The 21,113-nt window shown below is 46.1% G+C and carries 17 protein-coding genes; 10 read left to right on the top strand and 7 right to left on the bottom strand.

Annotated elements, in window-relative coordinates:
* The first annotated feature begins 1 nt into the window (after position 1).
* On the top strand, positions 2 to 904 hold the full coding sequence (metF, locus tag R7093_RS21445; RefSeq protein ID WP_005381345.1) for a methylenetetrahydrofolate reductase: 903 nt from the start codon (positions 2 to 4) through the stop codon (positions 902 to 904).
* A gap of 70 nt (positions 905 to 974) precedes the next feature.
* Here the strand turns inward: metF and R7093_RS21440 are convergent, their stop codons facing one another.
* The 3 genes from R7093_RS21440 to argE form a co-directional block, all read right to left on the bottom strand.
* Positions 975 to 1,514, bottom strand: coding sequence for a PadR family transcriptional regulator (locus R7093_RS21440; protein ID WP_005382791.1), 540 nt, complete (start codon positions 1,512 to 1,514; stop codon positions 975 to 977).
* A 425-nt stretch (positions 1,515 to 1,939) separates the two neighbouring features.
* The gene (gene ppc, locus R7093_RS21435) at positions 1,940 to 4,573 is read right to left on the bottom strand and encodes a phosphoenolpyruvate carboxylase (protein WP_005381336.1); all 2,634 of its coding nucleotides are present in this window, start codon (positions 4,571 to 4,573) and stop codon (positions 1,940 to 1,942) included.
* A gap of 272 nt (positions 4,574 to 4,845) precedes the next feature.
* Positions 4,846 to 5,982 (bottom strand): acetylornithine deacetylase, encoded by a 1,137-nt coding sequence (gene argE, locus R7093_RS21430; RefSeq protein WP_047104137.1) that lies wholly within the window; start codon positions 5,980 to 5,982, stop codon positions 4,846 to 4,848.
* A 144-nt stretch (positions 5,983 to 6,126) separates the two neighbouring features.
* Here argE and argC point away from each other — a divergent pair, with 144 nt between their 5' ends.
* The 4 genes from argC to argH all read left to right on the top strand — a co-directional run bounded on the left by argC (position 6,127) and on the right by argH (position 11,360).
* Positions 6,127 to 7,131 (top strand): N-acetyl-gamma-glutamyl-phosphate reductase, encoded by a 1,005-nt coding sequence (gene argC / locus R7093_RS21425; RefSeq protein ID WP_005382790.1) that lies wholly within the window; start codon positions 6,127 to 6,129, stop codon positions 7,129 to 7,131.
* A 21-nt stretch (positions 7,132 to 7,152) separates the two neighbouring features.
* Positions 7,153 to 7,944: an acetylglutamate kinase gene (gene argB, locus R7093_RS21420; RefSeq protein ID WP_005381333.1), complete on the top strand. Its 792-nt coding sequence runs from the start codon at positions 7,153 to 7,155 to the stop codon at positions 7,942 to 7,944.
* Positions 7,945 to 8,028: 84 nt separating this feature from the next.
* Positions 8,029 to 9,243: an argininosuccinate synthase gene (locus R7093_RS21415; RefSeq protein WP_017821738.1), complete on the top strand. Its 1,215-nt coding sequence runs from the start codon at positions 8,029 to 8,031 to the stop codon at positions 9,241 to 9,243.
* A 242-nt stretch (positions 9,244 to 9,485) separates the two neighbouring features.
* Positions 9,486 to 11,360, top strand: coding sequence for an argininosuccinate lyase (argH, locus tag R7093_RS21410; RefSeq protein WP_005381331.1), 1,875 nt, complete (start codon positions 9,486 to 9,488; stop codon positions 11,358 to 11,360).
* 194 nt (positions 11,361 to 11,554) lie between these two features.
* Here the strand turns inward: argH and R7093_RS21405 are convergent, their stop codons facing one another.
* The 3 genes from R7093_RS21405 to R7093_RS21395 all read right to left on the bottom strand — a co-directional run bounded on the left by R7093_RS21405 (position 11,555) and on the right by R7093_RS21395 (position 14,585).
* Positions 11,555 to 11,836 carry a DUF3624 domain-containing protein gene (locus R7093_RS21405; protein WP_025768083.1) on the bottom strand — a complete coding sequence of 94 codons (282 nt, stop codon included), beginning with the start codon at positions 11,834 to 11,836 and terminating at the stop codon, positions 11,555 to 11,557.
* Between the two features lie 357 nt (positions 11,837 to 12,193).
* The gene (locus R7093_RS21400; protein WP_318146805.1) at positions 12,194 to 13,666 is read right to left on the bottom strand and encodes a dihydrolipoyl dehydrogenase; all 1,473 of its coding nucleotides are present in this window, start codon (positions 13,664 to 13,666) and stop codon (positions 12,194 to 12,196) included.
* Positions 13,667 to 13,856: 190 nt separating this feature from the next.
* The gene (locus R7093_RS21395; RefSeq protein ID WP_005395721.1) at positions 13,857 to 14,585 is read right to left on the bottom strand and encodes a redoxin family protein; all 729 of its coding nucleotides are present in this window, start codon (positions 14,583 to 14,585) and stop codon (positions 13,857 to 13,859) included.
* A 169-nt stretch (positions 14,586 to 14,754) separates the two neighbouring features.
* On the opposite strand from R7093_RS21395, the gene oxyR reads away from it, so the two are divergent.
* The gene (gene oxyR, locus R7093_RS21390) at positions 14,755 to 15,666 is read left to right on the top strand and encodes a DNA-binding transcriptional regulator OxyR (RefSeq protein WP_005381326.1); all 912 of its coding nucleotides are present in this window, start codon (positions 14,755 to 14,757) and stop codon (positions 15,664 to 15,666) included.
* A gap of 52 nt (positions 15,667 to 15,718) precedes the next feature.
* On the opposite strand, the gene R7093_RS21385 is transcribed toward oxyR, so the two are convergent.
* Positions 15,719 to 18,280 (bottom strand): penicillin-binding protein 1A, encoded by a 2,562-nt coding sequence (locus R7093_RS21385; RefSeq protein ID WP_005381325.1) that lies wholly within the window; start codon positions 18,278 to 18,280, stop codon positions 15,719 to 15,721.
* A 144-nt stretch (positions 18,281 to 18,424) separates the two neighbouring features.
* Here R7093_RS21385 and pilM point away from each other — a divergent pair, with 144 nt between their 5' ends.
* The 4 genes from pilM to R7093_RS21365 are packed head-to-tail and all read left to right on the top strand — an operon-like array spanning position 18,425 to position 21,091.
* Complete coding sequence (gene pilM / locus R7093_RS21380; RefSeq protein ID WP_005381324.1) at positions 18,425 to 19,441, top strand: type IV pilus biogenesis protein PilM; 1,017 nt, start codon at positions 18,425 to 18,427, stop codon at positions 19,439 to 19,441.
* The gene (locus tag R7093_RS21375) at positions 19,425 to 20,000 is read left to right on the top strand and encodes a PilN domain-containing protein (RefSeq protein ID WP_047104144.1); all 576 of its coding nucleotides are present in this window, start codon (positions 19,425 to 19,427) and stop codon (positions 19,998 to 20,000) included. The genes pilM and R7093_RS21375 overlap by 17 nt, the downstream gene beginning before the upstream one ends.
* Positions 19,993 to 20,586 (top strand): type 4a pilus biogenesis protein PilO, encoded by a 594-nt coding sequence (locus tag R7093_RS21370; RefSeq protein ID WP_005381322.1) that lies wholly within the window; start codon positions 19,993 to 19,995, stop codon positions 20,584 to 20,586. Before R7093_RS21375 ends, R7093_RS21370 begins: the two co-directional genes overlap by 8 nt.
* A complete protein-coding gene (locus R7093_RS21365; protein ID WP_005382766.1) occupies positions 20,576 to 21,091 on the top strand; it encodes a pilus assembly protein PilP in 516 nt (171 codons plus the stop codon). The genes R7093_RS21370 and R7093_RS21365 overlap by 11 nt, the downstream gene beginning before the upstream one ends.
* The last annotated feature ends 22 nt before the right edge of the window (positions 21,092 to 21,113 follow it).

Raw genomic sequence — 21,113 nt, 5'->3', positions numbered from 1 at the left:
GATGGGATATACGCACGCAGGCCATATCGACGCCTTGAACCAGAATATTGCTGAGTTATCAGATAACATCAATGTATCGTTTGAGTTTTTTCCGCCAAGCAGCGCTAAGATGGAAGAAACACTTTGGAATTCAGTGCACCGTCTTAAAACGCTTCAACCTAAATTTGTTTCTGTGACTTACGGTGCGAACTCCGGCGAGCGTGACAGAACACACTCCATCATTAAAGAAATTAAAGCAACAACCGGATTGGTTGCCGCTCCCCATCTCACTTGTATTGATGCGACTCGTGAAGAGCTGATTAATATTGCCGATGACTATTGGAACAATGGTATTGAAAATATCGTCGCTCTGCGTGGTGATATTCCTCCAGGTGGCGGTGCGCCTGATATGTATGCCTCGGATTTGGTTGAGCTGCTGAAATCACGCCACGATTTCGATATCTCCGTTGCTGCATTCCCTGAGGTTCACCCTGAAGCTAAAAGCGCACAGTCTGACTTATTGAACCTAAAACGTAAGGTAGATGCAGGTGCAAACCGTGCTATTACTCAGTTCTTTTTTGACGTTGAGTCTTACCTGCGATTCCGTGACCGTTGTGTCGCAGCAGGAATTGACGTAGAGATTGTGCCAGGAATTTTGCCTGTATCGAACTTTAAGCAAGCTTCTCGCTTTGCGGCACAGAACAATGTGAAAGTACCAGGATGGATGAGCAAACAATTCGATGGCTTGGATGATGATCCGGTGACTCGCCAGCTTGTAGGAGCTAGCCAAGCTATTGATATGGTGCGTGTACTGAGTCGTGAAGGGGTTAAGGATTTTCACTTCTACACACTAAACCGTGCAGAGATGACTTACGCGTTATGCCATACGTTGGGTGTTCGTCCTCGCGCAGTAGTCGGTGCGTAAACCTAGTTTCAAAAAGATAAAAGGCTTGCCAAGTGGCAAGCCTTTTTCGTTTTATCAAAGCAAAAGGAGTTTAACCAATCACTTCAAGTTCAGTTAGAACTTCTTCTGCCCAAGTGATCCAAGTTTCACGTAACAGTAGGTTACGGCGAAGCGTTAGACGTTCTAGGCGAGCTTGTTTATCTAAAGTTGACGGCGTTGCGTAGTAAGCCGCTTCAATTTCTTTGTAGTGAGAAACCAGTTTGCGAGACTCTTCAACTAGCTCGGCGAGTTGGTCACGGAATGGAGCCGCTGGTTGAACGGCACATGCCATCAATTTCGCTGAAAACTCATCACGAACTGTTGGGTGTGCAGTTGGTTGATCAAACCACTCTCCTAAAGCGCTGCGACCAGCGTCTGTAATGGAGTAAACCTTGCGGTCTGGTTTGCCTTCTTGGGGTTCTAATACGCAAGTAACCAGTTCTTTCTCAGCCATTTTGTTGAGTTCACGGTACACCTGTTGGTGGCTTGCTTTCCAGAAGTAACCGATGCTAGCAGAGAATTCTTTAGTGATATCGTAACCGGTTGCGTCGCGAGTGCTAAGAACAGTTAAGATTACGTGTGGTAATGACATGTCTTCAATCCAAATGGTCAATAAACTTGTAAACAAGCTACTTATACTTTCAGCTGCGCTCTTACTGGCACTTGAGTTTTTTAATGTATAAGTAGCACCAACAATGTTGGTCCTGTCACCTTAAAGCCGTTTATCACCTAGAGAGATGGGGAGTCCCATCAAGGCTGGAGCAGGTATGATTGGATTTATGAGCTCTCAGCAGGCAAGTAGTATATAAATAATAAGCATGAAGTGGAATAGTAGGACAAAATTACCCTAAAAAACTAACATAATAATAAATAGTGTTAACTTGTGGTTTTTTATTCTTTTATTTTGGTATTTTTTGGGTCTCCAGTGGTATATTTAACTGCCTTTGTTTTGGTGCGATTATCCTGTGATAAAAAAAAGCTGAGCATTTGCCCAGCTTTCTATTAAAAATGAAACGATTAGCCTGTGTTGCGCATACCTGCAGCAATACCAGCAATCGTCACCATCAACGCTTCTTCCAAGTTTGCAGAAGCTTCTTCGGTTTGACGCGTGCGGTATAGCAGCTCTGCTTGTAGCATATTCAATGGCTCAACGTAGATATTGCGTAAGCGAATAGACTCGAGTCCCCAAGGGTCATGCTGCATCAAGTTTTCATTGTTCTCTACATTCAGTACCGCTTTGATGTCTTCTTGAAGCTGAGCACGAAGCTTTTCACCGAGTGGACGGAGCGACTCATCCACCAATCGCTCATCGTAGTAGCGAGAGATATCAATATTACACTTCGAGTACACCATTTCCAGCATGCCGAGACGAGTTGAGAAAAATGGCCATTCGCGGCACATCTCTTCGAGCAATGCTTGGTGGCCTTTATCGATCGAGTATTGAATCGCTTCACCTGCGCCTAGCCATGCAGGAAGTACCAAACGGTTTTGACTCCATGAGAAGATCCACGGGATTGCACGTAAGCTTTCTACTCCGCCCTTAGGGTTGCGTTTTGCAGGACGAGAACCAAGTGGCAACTTGCCGAGTTCGAGTTCTGGTGTTGCTTGGCGGAAGTAAGGCACGAAATCTGGCTCGCCACGAACCACATTTCGGTAAGACTCACAGCTTACTTCTGATAGCACTTCCATCAAGTCGCGCCATTCTTGTTTTGGCTCTGGTGGCGGTAACAAGTTGGCTTCCAGAATCGCACTTGCATATAGGTTAAAGCTGTTTACTGCGACATCTGGGAGTCCCAGTTTAAAGCGGATCATCTCGCCTTGCTCTGTTACACGTAAACCGCCTTTCAAGCTTTTTGGTGGTTGCGACAAAAGCGCAGCATGCGCAGGTGCGCCACCGCGACCGACTGTGCCCCCACGACCATGGAATAGAGTTAGCTCAACTCCTTCTTCCTCAGCAACTTTAACTAACGATTCCATCGCATGATACTGAGCCCAACCAGCAGACATAACACCTGCATCTTTCGCTGAGTCAGAGTAACCAATCATGACCATCTGGTGGTTTTGGATAAAACCACGGTAAAGGTCAATCCCCATAAGCTGCTTGATGACCGATTCTGCGTTGTTCAAATCGTCTAGCGTTTCGAACAGAGGACACACATCCATGCGGTAAGGGCAACCCGCTTCTTGTAGCAGTAGATGAACGGCTAGTACGTCAGAGGCAGTACGTGCCATTGAAATAACGTAAGCGCCAAACGCTTCACGCGGTTGTGCTGCAACAATCTTGCAGGTATCCAAAACCTCTTTGACGGGTTCAGACGGTTCCCAATCACGAGGGAGAAGCGGACGTTTAGATGCAAGCTCGTTAGTTAGAAAAGCAATCTTATCTTGCTCACTCCATTGTTCGTAATCACCAATACCTAAGTAGCGAGTTAGTTCAGACAAGACGTCTGAGTGACGCGTGCTCTCTTGGCGGATATCAAGACGTACAAGATGGATACCAAATGCTTTTACGCGGCGTAGTGTATCCAGTAGTGAGCCGTTGGCTATTACACCCATGCCACATTCGTTTAGTGACTGGTAGCAGGCATACAGCGGTTCCCAAAGTTGCTCGACTTTTTGCAGTGGTGCTTTAACAGCCAGCTTTTGACCGTGGATCTTAGCATCGAGAATATCTTTGGTTTCATTGAGCAGAGTGCGTAATTGCTTCAGGATCGCACGGTATGGTTCGTGCTGATCTTCGCCAGCAAGCTCACGGACTTGATCGTTTGAAACTGTCATAGACAGCTCGCTGATCAACTCGTTGATGTCATTGAGATAAAGATCGGCGGCTTTCCAACGAGACAAAAGTAAGACTTCACGCGTAACGTTGTGAGTAACAAACGGGTTACCGTCACGGTCACCACCCATCCAAGAGGAGAAGTGCACTGGGCGAGCATCAATGGGTAAACCTTCTCCAAGGTAAGATTTTAGACGGTCATTCATCTCACGTAGGAAGTCCGGTACTGCTTCCCATAGCGAGTTTTCAACGACCGCAAAGCCCCACTTTGCTTCATCCAACGGAGTTGGGCGTTGTTGTCGAATCACGTCTGAATGCCAGCCTTGGGCAATCAGTTGCTCTAGGCGGCGTTCGGTTTTTCTGCGCTCTTTAGAAGAAAGATCGCTTAGCTCCAACTTTGATAAGCACTCGTTTATCTTGACCAGTTTGTTGATCATCGTGCGGCGCGTAATTTCTGTTGGGTGAGCCGTCAATACCAATTCAATATTTAGATCACGAACCGCTTGGGCAGTGTCCAGTTTGCTCACATCGTTTTGTACCAGTTTAGAAAACAGCGAGTTAATCGCGTCTGGCTCGCAAATGTGCTCTTCACAATGGCGTGAAATCGTGTGGTATTGCTCAGCGATATTGGTGAGGTTTAGAAATTGGTTAAACGCGCGAGTAACGGGCGTTAGCTGCTCATCAGGTAGATGTTTGATTTCTTCGATCAAGCTGTCCCTGTCTGCTTGATTCCCTGCTTGAGCTGATTTGGATAATTTACGAATGGTTTCCACTTTCTCGAAGATTTCTTCGCCATGGGCATCGCGAATGGTGTTACCCAATAAGTGGCCTAACATGCGCACATTACTTTTGAGTGCGGCGTATTTCTCGTTCATTGTCGTCCTGCCTCGTAAAAAAACTACATCCATTGTCCTTGTTAAGACTCCAATCTAGCGAAAAGCACCAGTTATAGTCAAATAAAGCAGACTAAGTTTGCAATTATTCCGCTGTCTCCTGATTTAGAGCAAATTTACGGCAGCCATAGAGTAAGAAGTGAAAATTAATTACAAAATAACAAGTTAAATAAGTGTTAAGACTCGCGCTAAATTGTGAAGATAAAAAGATGCAGCTCAATCGAGCTGCACAGACTTTCGAGCTTAAACGCGTATTAACAGCAGTACTTGACCATCGCCTTTGAAAGCACATCAATTGTGGGGTCGATAAAGTCGAAGGATAGAAACTCATCCGGTTGATGGGCTTGGTCGATTGACCCAGGGCCGAGCACCAAGGTTGGACACAACTGCTGTAGAAATGGTGCTTCAGTACAGTAGTTCACGGTTTCTGAACTGGTTTGGCAGATCTCTTCAACACCACCAATAAATGGGTGGTCATGTTGGCATTCGTAACCCGGAATAGGCTCATGCAATGGAATAATCTCCAGTCTCCCAGGCCATTTCGCTTCGACTTCTTTTAATGCTCCGCGCAACATGTTCTCTAAACCATCAAGGCTAATGCCGGGAAGAGGACGCACGTCGTAATGCAGCTCACAGCAACCACAAATACGGTTAGCGCTGTCACCACCGTGAATGTGTCCAAGATTTAGGGTAGGGCTTGGAATGGCAAAACCCGGATGGTGATATTCTTTAATCAATTTGTCACGCAGTTGCATCATGGCGAACATGACTTCATGCATGATCTCAATAGCGTTAACGCCAAGCGCTGGGTCCGATGAGTGACCGGACTTGCCTGTTACGCGAATGGCATTTGCCACATGCCCTTTATGACCTCGAATTGGTACAAGGCTGGTGGGTTCACCAATGATGCAATAATCCGGCTTAAATGGGGCGTTTGCTGTGAAATGTCGCGCGCCCAACATGGTGGTCTCTTCGTCACAAGTGGCTAATACGTAAAGTGGTTTGCTCTGCTTGCTCCAATCGACTTTCTTCACTGCTTCATAAATAAAGGCGAAAAAGCCTTTCATGTCTGCTGTGCCTAAACCGTAGAAGCGGTTGTCTTTTTCCGTCAGTTTATGCGGATCAAAATTCCATCGCCCTTGATCGAATGGCACGGTATCGCTATGGCCAGTAAGTAAAAGGCCACCTTCACCCTCACCCATACGTGCGATCATATTGTGCTTGCCTGGCTCGACTTCGATCACTTCAACGCTAAAACCCAGATCTTTAAACCAAGATGCGAGTTTTTCGATGACTTTTGCATTGCCCTGATCCCAGCTCGGATCCGTGGAGCTGATAGAAGAGGTGCTGATGAGTCCTTCATAGACCTCTAGAAAAGTTGGTAATTGCATGGATTCTTCAAATCTCCTGTTGACAGACAGACCACAAAAATGTAAAACACATATTAAATCATATTTAATGAATAAAAAATCAAAATAAAGCAAAAATTAAATATGAATAGTCATTTGAGCCTTTAAGTATATGGATGTTACACAATGCTAAAAACCACGATTATTGGAGCCAGCGGTTACACCGGCGCAGAGTTAGCGTTAATGGTTAATAAACACCCACAACTCACGCTATCAGGTTTATACGTTTCCGCCAACAGTGTTGATGCGGGAAAGAGCATCGCGCAGCTGCACGGTAAGCTAGCGGGCATCATTGATATGCCAGTTTTACCACTAACGGATCCACTGCAAATCGCTCAAGAATCGGACGTGGTGTTTTTGGCAACGGCTCACGAAGTCAGCCATGATTTAGCCCCAACTTTCTTGGAGGCAGGCTGTCAGGTATTCGATTTATCGGGTGCATTCCGTGTGAAAAGTGAAGGCTTTTACGACACTTTTTATGGCTTCGAACATCAACATAACAACTGGCTAGATAAAGCAGCATACGGCTTAGCAGAGTGGAACCAAGAATCAATAAAAACCACTCCTTTGATTGCAGTAGCAGGTTGCTACCCAACCGCTTCACAGCTTGCAATCAAACCTTTATTAGAACATGCGTTGCTTGATACCAACCAATGGCCAGTGATCAACGCAACCAGTGGTGTATCAGGTGCAGGGCGTAAAGCCTCCATGGTTAACAGCTTCTGTGAAGTGAGCTTGCAACCTTATGGTGTATTTAACCATCGTCACCAGCCAGAGATTGCTCAGCACTTGGGTTGCGATGTGATTTTTACTCCGCACCTCGGCAACTTTAAACGCGGCATTCTTGCCACTATCACCATGAAGCTTGCGCAAGGTGTGACAGAAGCACAAGTGGCACAGGCGTTTGAACAAGCTTATCAAGGCAAGCCTGCGGTGCGTCTTAAAGGCGACGGTATTCCACGTATTCAGGATGTCGAAAATACCCCTTTCTGTGATATCGGCTGGAAGGTACAAGGCGAACACATCATTGTGATTTCAGCTATCGACAACCTACTTAAAGGTGCATCGAGTCAAGCGATGCAATGTCTCAATATTCATTACGGTTACCCAGAACTGACAGCGTTGCTGTAGTCGTTGAAAGAGGGAAATGCGATGACGCAAACCAATCAAGCTCCTTTAGTCATTAAGCTAGGTGGTGCAGCTCTATCATGCACTCAAACCTTAAGCCAACTTTTTGGTGCCATTGCGGCTTACCAAAAATCGGCACAGCGACAAATCGCCATCGTTCATGGCGGTGGCTACCTAGTTGATGAGTTGATGGCAAAGCTTCAGCTTGAAACCGTTAAGAAAAACGGTTTACGCGTAACGCCTTACGATCAAATTCCTGTGATTGCAGGCGCGCTTGCAGGCACTGCGAATAAGTTACTTCAAGGTCAAGCGATTGCGGACGGTCTTAACGCTGTGGGCCTTAGCCTTGCGGATGGTGGTTTGTGTCTTGTTGAAGAACTTGACCCAGAACTCGGCGCGGTAGGCAAAGCATCACCGGGTGACTCAGCACTATTACAAGCGGTGCTAAACACAGGTGCACTGCCGATCATCAGTTCAATTGGTTTAACCAAAGATGGCCAGATGATGAATGTGAATGCTGATCAAGCAGCAGTCGCGGTTGCGGGCGCATTAGATGCGGAGTTAGTCCTGTTATCAGACGTGAGTGGTGTATTAGATGGAAAAGGCCATTTGATCAAAACCCTGTCAGAGCAGCAAGCTAACTCGTTGATCGATGGACATGTGATCACCGATGGCATGATCGTCAAAGTTAAAGCCGCTTTGGAGGCCGCCAATGATCTTGGCCGTCCAATTGAAGTCGCGACCTGGCGTTACCCAGAAAAATTAGCACAGTTATTCGCTGGTGAAAGTATTGGTACTCAATTCTTGCCTCAATAAGCATCAGCAAAAGAATTCAATATTAGGAAGTCGTAGTTGGCACTGACCGCCGAGCGCAGCGCCAGTTAAGTTTGGAGAAAAAACATGAGCAAAGTGAACGTAAATAAAGTGGTAGTCGCATACTCAGGCGGTCTAGATACTTCAGTAATTATCCCGTGGCTAAAAGAGAACTACGACTGTGAAGTAGTGGCTTTCGTTGCCGATGTTGGTCAAGGTGCCGAAGAGCTAGAAGGCATTGAAGCGAAAGCAAAAGCCTCCGGTGCTTCTGAATGCTACATCGCTGACCTGAAAGAAGAAATGGTCGCAGACTACATTTACCCAACGCTAAAAACCGGCGCGTACTACGAAGGTAAGTACCTGCTAGGTACATCAATGGCGCGTCCAATCATTGCTAAAGCGCAGGTTGAAGTGGCACGTAAAGTGGGCGCGGATGCACTGTGTCATGGCTGTACAGGTAAAGGTAACGACCAAGTGCGTTTCGAAGGTGCATTCGCAGCACTAGCACCGGACTTACAAGTGATTGCACCTTGGCGTGAGTGGGACCTAGTGAGCCGTGAAGAGTGTTTGGATTACCTCGCTGAGCGTAACATTCCTTGCTCTGCGTCTCTTACTAAGATCTATTCACGTGATGCAAACGCATGGCACATTTCGACGGAAGGCGGCGTTTTAGAAGATACGTGGAACGCACCAAACGAAGACTGCTGGGTGTGGACTGTCGACCCAGAGCAAGCGCCAAATGAAGCGGAATACGTCACGCTGAAAGTAGAAAAAGGTGAAGTGGTCGAAGTTGATGGTGAAGCGATGACACCATACAACGCACTGGTTTACCTAAACGAGAAGGGCGCTAAGCACGGTGTTGGCCGTATCGATATCGTGGAAAACCGTCTTGTTGGGATGAAGTCTCGTGGTTGTTATGAAACACCGGGAGGCACCATCATGATGGAAGCGCTGCGTGCTGTAGAGCAGCTTGTGCTAGACAAATCATCATTCGAATTCCGTGAGGAGCTAGGTCTAAAAGCGTCTCACCTTGTATACGATGGCCGTTGGTTTACGCCACTATGTAAATCGATCCTTGCCGCTTCAGAAGAGCTAGCGCAAGACGTTAACGGTGAAGTGGTTGTTAAGCTCTACAAAGGTCAAGCGACAGTGACGCAAAAACGTTCTGACAACAGCTTGTATTCAGAAGAGTTCGCGACTTTTGGTGAAGATGAAGTTTACGACCAAAGCCATGCAGGTGGGTTCATCCGTCTTTACTCGCTATCAAGCCGTATTCGTGCATTGAACAGCCAGAAGAAATAATCCATTAACATCCATCTTGGATTGAATAAAGACCCGCCATTTATAGGCGGGTCTTTTGGTTTCTAAAAGCGAGTATCTAAAGTTTGTTTGAATATATATGTAAAAATATTGAATTTATACTTTATTTTTTATCGAAATTGCCGTAACGTTGACCCATAAGAAAAAGTGAGCAAATGACCATCAAATTGGTTACTACTCATTCGAGAACGTTAGAGTAAGCAATAGTCATCAGGAGAGACGCAATGGCATTATGGGGCGGAAGATTTACCCAAGCGGCAGACACCAGATTTAAAGAGTTCAATGATTCGTTGCGTTTTGACTACCGATTGGCTGAGCAAGACATCGTAGGTTCAATCGCATGGTCTAAAGCTCTGCTTTCTGTTGATGTGCTATCGGCAGAAGAACAGCAAAAACTGGAACTTGCTTTAAATGAGCTGAAGTTAGAAGTGATGGAAGACCCTCACCAAATTCTTCGCTCTGATGCAGAAGATATCCACTCTTGGGTTGAACAGCAGCTAATCAGTAAAGTGGGAGATTTAGGTAAAAAACTCCACACTGGGCGTTCTCGGAATGACCAAGTCGCCACAGACTTGAAACTTTGGTGTCGTCAGCAAGGTCAGCAATTATTGATTGCTTTAGATCGCCTACAAGCACAAATGGTCCATGTTGCTAAACAGCACCAAGGCACCGTATTGCCAGGCTATACTCATCTTCAGCGTGCTCAACCTGTAACCTTTGCTCACTGGTGCTTGGCTTATGTTGAAATGTTCGAGCGTGACTACTCTCGTCTGAATGATGCCTTACAGCGTCTCGACACTTGTCCACTTGGCTCGGGTGCTTTAGCGGGAACGGCTTATCCGATTGATCGCGAACAATTAGCACATAATCTCGGTTTCCACCGTGCTACGCGTAATTCACTCGATTCGGTTTCAGATCGTGATCATGTGATGGAACTGATGTCGGTGGCGTCGATTTCTATGCTGCACCTTTCTCGTCTTGCAGAAGATATGATCTTCTACAATTCAGGCGAGTCAAACTTCATTGAGTTAGCGGATACGGTGACATCTGGTTCGTCATTAATGCCACAGAAGAAAAACCCAGATGCACTTGAGTTGATCCGTGGTAAGACAGGGCGTGTCTATGGCGCATTATCGAGCATGATGATGACAGTTAAAGCCTTGCCATTGGCGTACAACAAAGACATGCAGGAAGATAAAGAAGGGTTGTTTGACGCTTTAGATACATGGAACGACTGCATGGAAATGGCAGCTCTGTGTTTTGACGGTATTAAAGTGAATGGCGAGCGCACACTAGAAGCGGCGAAACAAGGTTACGCAAACTCGACGGAGTTAGCTGATTACCTAGTGGCGAAAGGCATCCCATTCCGTGAAGCTCACCACATCGTCGGTGTCGCGGTCGTTGGTGCTATTGCTAAAGGTTGTGCGCTAGAAGAGCTGTCTATCGAAGAGTTAAAAGCCTTCTCAGAAGTCATTGAAGCGGATGTGTATGACATTCTGACTATCGACTCGTGTTTGGAAAAGCGTTGTGCTTTGGGTGGTGTTTCGCCTCACCAGGTCGCTTACGCGGTAGAACAAGCGGATAAGCGCCTGAGCCAGCGTGACAGCTCGGCGGTGAAAGTGCGTCCTGCACGTTTGACGGACATTGAAACGTTGGAAGGTATGGTTGCTTACTGGGCGAACCTTGGTGAGAATCTTCCGCGCTCTCGTAATGAGCTCGTGAGAGATATTGGCTCTTTCGCGGTGGCTGAGCATCATGGTGAAGTGACGGGTTGCGCTTCTCTATATGTGTATGACTCAGGGTTGGCTGAAATACGCTCTCTTGGTATCGAAGCGGGCTGGCAAGGCCAAGGGCAGGGCAGTGCGATTGTGAACTATTTGGTTGAGAAAGCGCGCCAGATGGCGATCAAGAAAGTCTTTGTTCTAACGCGAACGCCTGAGTTCTTTATGAAGCAAAGCTTTTTACCGACATCGAAGTCATTACTGCCGGAGAAAGTTCTGAAAGATTGCGATCAGTGCCCACGTCAACATGCATGTGATGAGGTAGCGCTTGAGATCAATTTAATGGAGCAAGTGATCCAAAAAACGCATGTGGCATGAACTGAAGTTGTGGAGTGATTTTATTAGCATTCAATGACATAGTCATTTTCCTGTTTACTTACATCAGTATTCGCTAAAAAAATCGAAAAAATTTGGAACCTTTGAGAGGAAGCCCGGTCTATTAAAGTACCACTGCTTTTTCTTAGAAGAATCTAAGAGAGCCCCAGAACTGACATTGGTTTTGGGGCTTTTTTCTATCTGTCACTTTTCTCTTTTTTATTCGCCTTTTTTTGTCCCTTTCGACGTTGCCAAGGCAAGATGACAAAACGCATCCATAAGTGTAGAAACAACAAAACGTTGAAAGCGAAGCCGGCAAAGATCAAAGCGATCGACTCGATGCTTTGTGGATCATCTTTGAGCGTAAACCACCACACAATCCAACACAGTACAGAAAGTACCGTCAATTGATCCAAGCATCGTTGGCAACGTCCAAGTTTTTTCCAAAACCAATGTTCCTCGCAGCGGCGACAAGTCATAGTGTTTTCCAAACCATTAGTGTTGCTTCAGATTATATATCTAACTAAATGGTGGAAAGCGTTTCTTACACGGGCTTAGAGCGCCATGACACAACCAAAAATGGAAAGTTTTGTGGCACGTAATTGATGTATGGTGCTCTGTCAGTCTTTAACAGGAAATATAATTATGTCGACAGAGTTGAAACTTGCGCTAAGTATCGCTGGTGGGTTCTTTATGATCGGTGTTGTCGCGATTTGTATGGTCAGTCGCTATGCAATGATGGCAGCGTAAGAGAGATTTCATTGCGCCAAAGTAGTAAAGCAAAGCCTCGTTGATGACGAGGCTTTGCTTTATATTTAGATAGAAGCCTGAAAGCGTTAGCAGCCTGGGCCGCAGTCAAGACAATGTTTCACTATTTCTGGCCCTAAGTGTAGTTTTGCATTCAAATCACGTAGAGCGGTGCGGACGCCTTCTTCAATCACTGGGTGATAGAAGGGCATATCTAACATCTCAGAAATCGTCATCCTATTTTGGTGCGCCCACGCTAAAAGGTGCGCAAGATGCTCTGCATTCGGGCCCATCATTTCTGCACCTAAAAAACGTCCGGTGCCTTGCTCTCCGTAGACATGCAGAATACCTTTATTACGAAGCATGACGCGCGAACGTCCTTGATTTTCAAACGAGACTTCACCGGTTGCGAAACATCCACATGTGCCTAGACGTGTTTCTAGTTGCTTATATGTTTCTCCAACCATAGCAATTTGAGGGTCGGAGAACACGGCTGAAATTGGTGAACGACGCAGACCCGCACGAATATCTGGGAAACGGCCTGCGTTGTCTCCAGCAATACGGCCTTGGTCAGCGGCTTCGTGCAACAGTGGAATTTGGTTACTTGCATCACCTGCAATGAAGATGCTCTCTACCGAAGTTTGCAATGTATAGTGATCCGCCGTTGGTACGCCACGTTCATCGAGAGCCACATTGGTGTTCTCGATCGCCAGCTTATCGACGTTTGGACGACGACCCGTTGCGGCCAATACGTAATCGACAACGAAAGTTTCTAATTCGCCATCATGGTTGATGAATTGGATTTCGACCTTGTCTTCGCCGTCCTTGTCTGACGAAGCAATGCGTTTCATGCTTTCGACTTTTACATCTGCATCAAGGTAGAACTCTTCCTTAAAGGCTTTATCTGCATACGCCATCACCTCTGGGTCTGTCAGTGGGCCCACTTGTCCTCCAAGGCCAAAGAGCTTCACGTTCACTCCTAGGCGGTGTAAAGCCTGACCCAATTCAAGGCCGATGACTCCTGGGCCAAATACTGCCACGGACTCTGGTAAGTCATCCCAGTCAAATACATTATCGTTAATCACTAGGCGATCACCCAGTTCATTCCAAGCTGCCGGATATGTCGGACGAGATCCTGTCGCAATAACAATGCGCTGTGCGGTGACCTGAGTATGATCATCTATGATGAGAGTGTGGTCATCGGCAAACTTCGCGTAGCCCGATAGTTTGTCTTCAGCGGGAATATCATCGACACTTTCAAGCACAAAGCCAACAAAACGATCGCGTTCGCGCTTTACACGATCCATAACTTCTCGTCCGTTAATTCGTACTTCACCTTGCGGGTGTATCCCAAATCCAGGTGCTTTTTCGATTTGATGAACACTTTCTGCTGCCGCAATTAACAGCTTAGACGGCATGCATCCGACACGAGCACAGGTTGTTCCGTAGGGACCGCCCTCAATCATTACCACGCTGTTGGTATGAGCTTTTGCTGCTCGATAAGCACCAAGACCAGCCGTCCCGCCACCAATAATCGCTACGTCGACATTAACTTGTTTCATCGTGAACTCTCGCTTTTGTTTTAAGCCAAGCTAGCTACATTGAGCTTGGAGAGTGAATTGGATAGTTGAATCTGGATAAGTAGTCACCTTATTGGCAGATGACTACTTATCTAGACTAGTAGAAGAAGTGGTTTAGGGTTGGCCTCCGAGCCAAAGGCACCGGAGACCGAGGGTGTAGGCTTTGGACAGCTTAGCCTAGATACGCTTCTAGCTCTTCGCTACCGCCGATGTGCTTGCCACCGATAAAGACTTGTGGAACAGTCGTGCGACCAGATATAGCTCGTAGACTAACTGTTGTTGCGTCTTTACCCAGAATCACTTCTTCATATTGAAGACCGTGGTCAATCAGATTTTGTTTCGCTTTCATACAGAAAGGGCAGCCTGGTTTAGTGAACACCGTGATGGATTCTTGCGTTTTGTAGTCAGGCGCTATGTAGTTTAGCATCGTATCTGCGTCTGACACCTTGAATGGGTCGCCTGGTTCGTTTGGCTCAATGAACATTTTTTCCACTACACCATCTTTTACTAGCATGCTGTAACGCCATGAACGTTTGCCAAAGCCGATGTCGTTTTTATCCACTAACATACCCATGCCATCGGTGAATTCACCATTACCATCCGGGATGAAGGTAATGTTTTCTGCTTCTTGGTCTTGTTTCCATGCATTCATCACGAACGTATCATTGACCGAGACACAAATAATCTCATCCACTCCGTGCTCTTTAAATACAGGGAACAATTCGTTGTAACGAGGTAGATGGCTTGATGAACAGGTTGGAGTAAATGCACCCGGTAAGCTAAATACGATGACGGTCTTACCTTTAAATAGCTCATCGGTCGTTACATTCATCCAAGAGTCACCTTGACGAACTGGAAAAGTAACTTGAGGGACTTGTTGACCTTCTTTAGATACAAACATAATGATTTCCTTTAACTATTTTAAATTATGCGTATAGAGCTTAGCGTTTTTCGTCGCTCTGTTTCGTTTTGTTGAGCCCATTATTGTAAAAATCCTTTGATAGCTCTAATCGTTTGGTGTTATGGTTTTGATAGGCATTAGCTATTGTTAAAGAAGCGAAGCGTGAATTATGAATATTCGAGATTTTGAGTACTTAGTTGCACTTGCGGAACATAAGCACTTTCGCAAAGCGGCAGAGGCATGTTTTGTTAGCCAGCCAACATTGAGTGGGCAAATTCGTAAACTAGAGGATGAACTCGGGACCACGCTTTTAGAGCGAAGCAGCCGACGTGTTTTGTTTACCGATTCAGGGTTACAGCTGGTGGAGCAGGCTAAACGCATCTTAAGTGAAGTGAAAACCTTCAGAGATATGGCAAGCGGTCAAAGCGGAGCCATGACTGGACCGATGCATATTGGTTTCATCCCGACGGTTGGGCCTTATCTATTACCCAAAATTCTGCCGCAGATAAAAGAAGCATTTCCTGAGCTGGAGCTATTTCTGCACGAAGCTCAGACACATCAATTAGTGCGTCAATTGGAAGAAGGCAAACTAGATTGCTTAGTTTTAGCTTCGGTTGATGAAACTGCGCCATTTAAAGAGATCGAAGTGTATCAAGAGCCATTAAGTGTCGCAGTGCCATGTGACCACGAGTGGGCCTCTCTCGACCATGTTGATATGTTGGAGCTGAATGGTAAAACCGTTTTAGCGTTGGGAGACGGCCACTGTCTGCGAGATCAAGCGTTAGGTTTTTGTTTTGCCGCTGGTGCAAAAGACGATGAGCGTTTTAAAGCCACCAGCTTGGAGACGTTACGCAACATGGTTGCTGCCGGTGCGGGGATTACGTTATTGCCTCAGCTTTCTATCCCTAATGAGAAGCAAAAAGATGGCGTATGCTACGTACCAGCTGTTAACCCAACCCCCTCGCGTAATATCGTTCTCGTATACCGTCCGGGCTCACCATTACGAGCTAGGTTTGAAGCTTTGGCGGCGAAGATTAAAGAAGTATTGGCTTCTTATCCTTCATTGAACGCCGCGGCGTAAAAGCCGACATAAAAAAGGGAGAGCTTGATGCTCTCCCTTGTGCTTTTGTGATTTAGAACAGTTCTTCTGCGCCAGAGCCTGAAGAGTAAATACTATCTTCTAAACGGTCGCCAGCGTATTCGGTAGGCTCCGTGCCTTTTTCAAAGTATTCGAACATTGATGTGCTATCTACCTTGTGCGTTAGCATACCGCTGTTGCGATCAATACGAACTCGAATAATATCCTCTGGAATATTTTTACCTTGCTCCGGCGTCCCTTCTAGCGCAACACGCATGAAGTCAATCCAAGCAGGCTCTGCGGTTTTCGCACCCGACTCGGCACCAGAAATTTGGCCTTGCCCTAGGTTGCTGTTAACAGTGGTGCGGCCAAGTGCACGTGAGTGATCATCAAAGCCAACCCAAGCTATCGCAACGACACCAGGTCCATAGCCATTGTACCAAGCATCCTTGGAATCATTCGTTGTACCCGTTTTACCCCCGATATCTCGACGACCAAGTTTTTGCGCGCGCCAGCCTGTACCATTCCAACCTGTGCCTTCACGCCAGTTACCGCCACCCCAAATGTTGCTGTACATCATCTCACGCATTAAGAATGCATTCTGTTCAGAGATAACTTGCGGTGCATATTGAGGTTCATCATTTTCAAGGGCATTGTCTGTTGCAAGGCCATCAATTGCGACGTCTTGTTCGCCAAATTCATCAGCGTAGCGATTTTCTGGCTGCTCGCTCATTTGCGGACAATCCTTATGACAAACACTCTTTGGATTGGCTTTAAACAGTACTTCACCGAATGCATCTTCCACGCGTTCTACATAGAATGGTTCAACGTAATAACCACCGTTCGCAAACACAGAGTAACCTTGTGCCACTTTCATTGGTGTTAAGCTGCCAGCTCCGAGTGCGATGGTCTCTGAGCGCGGTACTTGGTTAATATCAAAACCGAAACGAGTAAGGTACTGACGTGTCTCCTCGAGGCCAACTTCACGGAGTGTACGCACTGCCATGACGTTTTTTGATTGAGCTAAGCCGAGGCGAAGACGCGTTGGACCACCATAAGTCGGTGGTGAGTTTTTTGGTCGCCAAGCTGAACCAGAACCTGCATCCCACTTGTTAATCGGCGCATCGTTAATCAAAGTGGCTAGAGTCAGCCCTTTGTCAATTGCTGCCGAGTAGATGAAAGGCTTGATACTTGAACCAACCTGACGCACTGACATGGTTGCACGGTTAAACTTGCTGTGAACAAAGTTGAAACCACCAACCAGCGACAATATCGCGCCATTTTCTGGGTTCATCGCAACAAACGCGGTGTTTGCTGTCGGCACTTGGCTCAGTTTCCAGCTCAGTGTTGTGTTGTCATCTTCATCGGTTTCACTTACTTCGCGAACCCAAACTTGTTGACCTGTCGCTAGCACATCATGCGCTGACTTTGGTGTTGAGCCTTGGCGGTTATCAGTAATGTACTTACGCGCCCAGTGCATTCCAGTCCAAGGGATGGTTTGCTCTTCATGGTTCTTAACCCATACTTGTGCCGTCTTATCATCGACTTTCGTCACAACCGCAGGGTAAAGGTCACCATAAGTTGGCTGTTTCTTCAGGTGCTTTTCTATTTGCTCATTGTCCCAGGCCGCTTCCCCTTCTTTCCAAAGCACACTTTCTGCACCACGGTAGCCATGACGTTCATCGTATGACAAGAGGTTATTTACCGCAGACGTATTTGCAGCATCTTGCAGTTTAGAATCCACAGTCATGTAGATATTCAAGCCAGAGGTATAAGCTTCTTCTTCACCGTATTCTTTTACTGCCCATGCACGAGCCAACTCTGCTACGTAAGGTGCGGAAAGCTCAATCTCAGCGCTATGATAACGCGCCACAATAGGCTCATTGCGTGCTTCGTCATACTGCTCTTGTGTAATGTATTTCTCATCAAGCATTCGCATTAATACAACGTTACGGCGTTTTGTTGCGCGCTCAAGAGAGTAAATTGGGTTCATGGTTGATGGCGCTTTTGGCATACCAGCGAGTGTTGCAATCTCACTTAACGTCAATTCATCAAGGCTCTTGCCAAAATACACTTGAGCGGCAGCACCAAAGCCATATGAGCGGTAACCAAGGAAGATTTTATTGACATAAAGCTCCATGATTTCTTGCTTACTTAAAAGCTGCTCAATATGGATAGCAATAAAAATCTCTTTAATCTTACGCATGATCTTCTTCTCATTAGATAAGAAGAAGTTACGAGCTAGCTGTTGCGTAATCGTACTTGCACCCTGTTTAGCCGAGCCTGAAACCGCAACAACAACAGCTGCACGAGTGATGCCGATAGGGTCGATACCAGGATGCTCGTAGAAACGGCTATCTTCGGTTGCGATGAGCGCGTGAATTAAGTCTTGAGGAATTTCGTCATAAGTAACAGGAATACGACGCTTTTCACCGAACTGTGCGATCAGCTTCCCGTCTTGACTAAACACCTTCATAGGTGTTTGTAATTCAACGTCTTTTAGAGTTGCAACATCTGGCAATTCAGGCTTCACATACTGATAGAAGCCAAATATTGTGGTGACTCCAAGAATTATGCAAATCAATGTTAAAAATAATAAACGCTTTATGAACTTCACCGGAGAATCCCTGATTGGTTGAGGCTGTGTAACGGCAAACCCTTGTACTCTTAGGTCAAAAATTTAGCACATAAGAGATATTAACTCTTATTTGGATGCTAATAACAACCTTTGCACGAAGAAATTTCGGAGCGAGAGTAAGAGATGGATAAGCTAATCGTTACCGGCATCGATATAGGCCATAACAGCCTCAAAGCCGTAGTACTTAAACCCACAGGCAACAATTACGCTCTGTTGGGTTACAAAGAAATATTACTAAAGGAAGGTATTGTCGCTGAAAATAACACCATAAATCATCAAGAAATTGTAAAGACCCTCAAGCAGATAAAAAAAGAACTGCCTTTTGGCGCTAAAAAAGTTGCGATTTCAGTTCCTGATAACTCGGTAATTAGCAAGAAACTGCAAATAGAACAAAATCTTGAAGAGAGTGAAGTTGAGTTTGCAGTGATACAAGCCTTTTCTCATCAATCGCCATTCCCTGTCGAAGAGCTGAGTTTAGACTTCGTTCGTCTTCGCGCGGAGGGCGGGCAGAGTGGCAGTGATAGCTATCAAGTGTTTGCGACAAGAAAAGATGTGGTAGAAGGCCGAGTTGATGCATTACAAAAGTCCGGACTAAAACCTGTTTTAGTGGACGTGCATTCGCAAAGCCTTGGTCATATCTGGAAGCTCACCGCCGATCGCTTTCCTGACAAAAACAAATACTGCTTACTCGATATTGGCACCTTATCGAGCTCCTTCACCATGTTTACCGAACAAGGTGAACTGTTTCACAAAGAGTTTGCTTACGGCACACGCGGAGCAAACAGCGCTTCTCCAGTCGATTTTCTGTCCGATGATGCTCAGGAGAAAACAGAGCTGTTTAACCGTCAAATCGTAGAGCGAGTAAAGCGCCAGATGCAGCTCTATACCTCAATCAATGGCTCACAAAACATCAAGGGTATCTGGTTATCAGGGGAAGGGGCCTCCACTCCCATGCTCGCAGAGGAGTTGTCTCAACAATTGTCGTTAGAGTGTGAATTGCTAAATCCGCTAGGGCTATTTGAGATGAAGGTGTCTAAGCGTAAGCGTCGTGCTGTGGATTGGCAGCATTTCTCAACAGCAGCCGGACTGGCCGTTCGTGGCATTCATTGGCTAGGAGGCGCCCGTGCTTTATCGCATTAATTTACTTTCTTGGCGAGAGAATCAAAGAGAAGAGCACCGACGTCGTTTCATCAGTTTGGTCGCATTAGGCATGTTGGTCGCTGTTGGCATCCAGTGGGGTATTGGAAAGTTTTTTGAGTACCAACAAGATCAACAACAGGAGCGGCTCGATTACCTCACTCACTACATTGCCGAACTCGACCAGCGTATTGAAGCAATGAAAATTGCAGAGCAAGAGCACAGCAAAATCCTCGAACGTCTAAAGGTCGTTGAAGGTTTACAAAACGGACGAAACAAAACGACCGAGTTCATGAACTTAATGCCTGCCGTTATCCCTGAAGGTGTATATGTCGACAAGATCAAAATGAATGATCTGGAAATTGAGATCTCTGGGATCTCAGATAGCACTCCAAAACTTGCCACGATGCTGGACAACATGGAGCGCTCGGCCAAGTTGAACGACGTAGAAATGCATTCCATCGTTCACGGCAAAGCCCGTTTTGGGAAAGAGTTTCAAACATTCAAAGTGTCTTTCATGTTCAAAGTAACGGAGAAGAAATTGGAGGCTCAACGTGGTTGATTGGCAGGATCTCGAAATAGATGAAATGGCCGAGTGGCCATTGTTGCCCCAGATTGTAGTAATCGCGCTTCTGATCATGGTGATTCAAGGCTTAGGTTATTGGTTTTACCTTAAACCGAAAGACGAACAGTTGAATCACTTGATCCAGCAGGAGCAGACACTCAAGGTGGCATTGAAGATCAAAGCGAACAAAGTGGCAGCGTTGCCTCAGCTTCAATCTCAATTGGATGAACTTACCACCCGTTACGAGTTATTACTGCAGCAACTGCCTGCGCAAAAAGAGCTGGCTACAATGCTCGCTTCAGTGAATGAACTTGGCATCGACAATAAGCTGACTTTCACTCGAATCGACTGGGGCGAAAAACAATCAGAGCACTTCCTTTATCGTCTCCCTTTAAACATAGAGTTAACGGGCGACTTTCATGACATAGGCCATTTTTCTCAGGCGATAGCGACGCTACCTCGAATCATCACGTTTAAAGATGTGACTTGGCAACGTGTCAGCCAAGAGAGCGAAACCCTGCACTTTCGGGTGCGCGCTAACACCTATCAGTTTAAGCCGGAGGAGACGAAAAATGACAAGTAAGTCTTTGTTGCTGGTACTGATGGGTTCTCTATTGATGGGTTGCCAGGCGAATGATGAATCATTGACGGATTTTATTCGAGGAGTGGAAACACAGGCGCGTCGAGAGGTCGAGAAGCTTAAGCCCGCAGACAAGTATGTTGCAGTCACGTACGCACCGGAAGTACAGCGTGCACCCTTTGAATTACCCAAAGAAGCCACTATCGCGACTCAGCCAGTTGCAAGAAAAGATTGTTGGCAACCGCCCTCAAGAAGGCGAACTGGTAAATTAGAAAAATTCCCATTAAGCCAATTACGTTTGAAAGGTGTCATGGGCATGGATAACACGGTTTCTGGCCTCGTTCAGGCTCCCAATGGCACCGTCTATAAAGTTAAGCCGGGTCAATACCTCGGACGCAATAATGGCAAAGTGACCCATGTCAGCCACTCCTACTTGTTGATTAATGAAACGTTGCCCGACGGCTTAGGATGTTGGCAAAAACGTAAAGTTAAGTTGGCTTTGAGATAGCCCCATTTATTTTTGATATTGA

The organism is Vibrio sp. 1580, from assembly GCF_033340055.1.
This window is presented reverse-complemented; position numbering and strand designations above follow the sequence as displayed.